2 protein-coding genes are annotated in these 2,750 nt (G+C 61.6%); both read right to left on the reverse strand.

The window, feature by feature from the left end; all coding sequences use genetic code 11:
- Positions 1-103: 103 nt before the first annotated feature.
- Positions 104-559, reverse strand: coding sequence for a fasciclin domain-containing protein (locus EJB06_RS31430; protein WP_126077956.1), 456 nt, complete (start codon positions 557-559; stop codon positions 104-106).
- Between the two features lie 362 nt (positions 560-921).
- A complete protein-coding gene (locus EJB06_RS31435; RefSeq protein ID WP_126077957.1) occupies positions 922-2,268 on the reverse strand; it encodes a sensor domain-containing protein in 1,347 nt (448 codons plus the stop codon).
- Positions 2,269-2,750 lie beyond the last annotated feature (482 nt).

Below are 2,750 nucleotides of genomic sequence, written 5' to 3' on the forward strand. Positions count from 1 at the left end.
ATCCTCTGCTCTACCGACTGAGCTACCAGGCCAAGGGTCGCTATCATAGCAGCCCGCGGCCGGTCTGGCTAGTGCGGCGAGTCGGTTTCGCCCATCGTGCCGCTTATTTCGGCATCACGACCGTATCGATCACGTGAATCACGCCATTATCGGCAGCGATATCGGTCTTGACCACGTGCGCCTTGTCGACCATGACCTTGCCGCCCGCCGCAGTGACGGTCAGGTTGCTGCCTTGAACCGACTTGACCGCGCCCGGCTTCACATCGGCCGCCATCACCTTGCCCGGCACCACGTGGTAAGTGAGCACCTTGGTCAGCGCTGCCTTGTCCTTGAGCAGGGCGTCGAGCTTGGCTTTCGGGATTTTGGCGAAGGCTTCGTCGGTCGGAGCGAACACGGTGAACGGGCCCGGGCCTTTCAGCGTATCGACCAGGCCGGCAGCCTGGACCGCCGTGACCAGCGTGTTGAAGGTGCCGGCCGACTTGGCGGTATCGACGATATCGGCCGCGTTCGCAGCGCCAAATGCCAGGGAGAATGCTGTTGCGATCAGTACTTTTTTCATTGCGATGTCCTTTAGATAAATTAACCGCCGCACGATGCGAAGGGATCCGGCTGGAAGATGCATTGTTGGCGCTGCGCTAGCGGCGCCATGGCTTCTCTGTTGCACCGATGTTGAACCGGTATGTGCTCAATTTATCGTTGTTGCCTCTGCAAGTCTATTGTGTGCGCCTGCACGATTGGGTGATAGCGGTTCAATTGCGGTTCATTTGCTGGCCTGATCGATACTGATGCGTGCGGGCCTGCCAGCGATGGCAAGAAGGGGAGGAGGGGAGTGACGAGTGGAAATGCAAAACACCACCCGGAGGTGGCGTTTCAAGATTCCTGGGGGCCCGCGGCGGATTCGTGGCACCGATACAAGGATTCTCAATCCTTTGATCCAGCCTCCGCCGCGGCCGCCTTGGCGGCATACATCCTCTGATCCGCGTGGGACATGAGCGCCTCCCGATTGTCGCCATGCTCAGGATAATGCGCAATGCCGATGCTGACCGAAACCTGCAGTTGGATGCCTTCGCCAAGGTCGACCGGCGCCTCCAGCGCCAGGTGGATTTTATCCACGACCAGCCCCGCATTCGAGGGCAGGGCGCTATTTTCCAGCACGGCGACGAATTCGTCACCGCCCAGGCGCGCCAGCGTATCGGTGTCGCGCAGGCAGAAAGCGATGCGGCGCGCGACTTGCCGCAGCAACTGGTCGCCACACGCGTGGCCGTAGCGGTCGTTGACCATTTTGAACCGGTTCAGGTCGATGAACAGCAGGGACAAGCCTTCCTGCTGGCGTTGAGCGCGGGCGAGGGCGGTATCGATCCGGTCGTGCAGCAGGCGCCGGTTCGGCAGGCGGGTGAGTTCGTCGTACATGGCCATGAAATGCATTTGCGCATGCATGCGCTTGCGCTGGATGGCGGCGGCGAGCTGGTCCGCCACGAACAGCAGCAGGTCGCGCTCGTGGGTCATGTAGCCGGCGCCCCCGGTTCCCGTGCACAGTACGACAACGCCGACGATGCCCTCGGGAGTCGTTAGTGGCACCGCCAGTGCGCCGCCCGTCATGCTGTTCGCCGCTGCCTGCAATTGCGCCGGCAGTGCTTCGCCGCTCCCCGGCTTGAGCAGCAGCGGCGCTGCGCGTCGGACCACTTCCTCGCACAGCGCACGCGCCAAGGACGCATTGAACAGCGTGCCGCCGTCGACGTAATAGGCAAAGTGCAAGTCCTTGCCGGCCGTGTCGAGCAGGGCGACGCCAAAACCGGAGGCGGGCAGCAGGTCGCCGATGATCGCGTGGCTGCGCTGAAACAGGTGCACCAAGTCGTCGCTTGCCTGCGCCGCCTCGGAAATGGCGTAGAGCGCCGCCTGCAGCGCCTGGGCCTGCTTCAGGAGCGTGACATCGCGCGCAACCGCCACACGCAACTGATCGGGCTCGGACCAGCGCGCCGACCACATGATATGGGCGATGCTCCCGTCCTTGCGCAGGTAGCGGTTTTCGAAATGGATATGGGATTCGCCGTTCATGATGTTCCGCGCCGCAGCCAGCGTGCGCTCACGGTCGGCCGGCGCGACAAGATCGATCACGAGCTTGCCGATCATTTCCTGTTGGGTATAGCCGAAGATGCGTTCGCAGGCTGCGCTGACAAACACGAAACGTCCGCCGGCGTCGACCATGCAGACAGCGTCAAGCAGCAAGTCAGTGAAGTGGGCCACGGGGGCGGCGACGATATGTTCCATGTTTCATTCTAACGGACATTTGGCGGAAGCAAGAAATCGGGGCCATGGCGGTCGACGCGGACACGTCGGAAACCCGCCGCCACCCTGGCATGGCGGAACGCGCCAACTTCGCTGCCCTGGCGGCCGAGGTCGATCGCGGGGTGTTTTCAAAGGCGCCGACGATGAAAAAGGGCGGGAGTATGACTCGCTCCCCTTGTACTGCAGGCAGAATGCAAAAATCCTGAGGGCAGGGAATCGAGGCGCCCGAGCTATCCATCAGGGATGCCCAGCCTCGATGCGATTGAGCGGCGTTACCGGCGTTCAAGGAAAAGCAGGGAATCGATTGTTTAACATGCAACGTGTGACAGGCATATCACCTGTTTCACGCTCTGCTTGAAGGGATGCAAGGACTTTTCGCCAGACAAACAAAAACGCCAACCTGAGATGGTTGGCGTTTCATGTGACATGTTCTTGGTGGCCCGGGGCGGAATCGAACCACCGAC

This window comes from Massilia atriviolacea (genome assembly GCF_003953935.1).
GTDB lineage: Bacteria > Pseudomonadota > Gammaproteobacteria > Burkholderiales > Burkholderiaceae_D > Telluria_A > Telluria_A atriviolacea.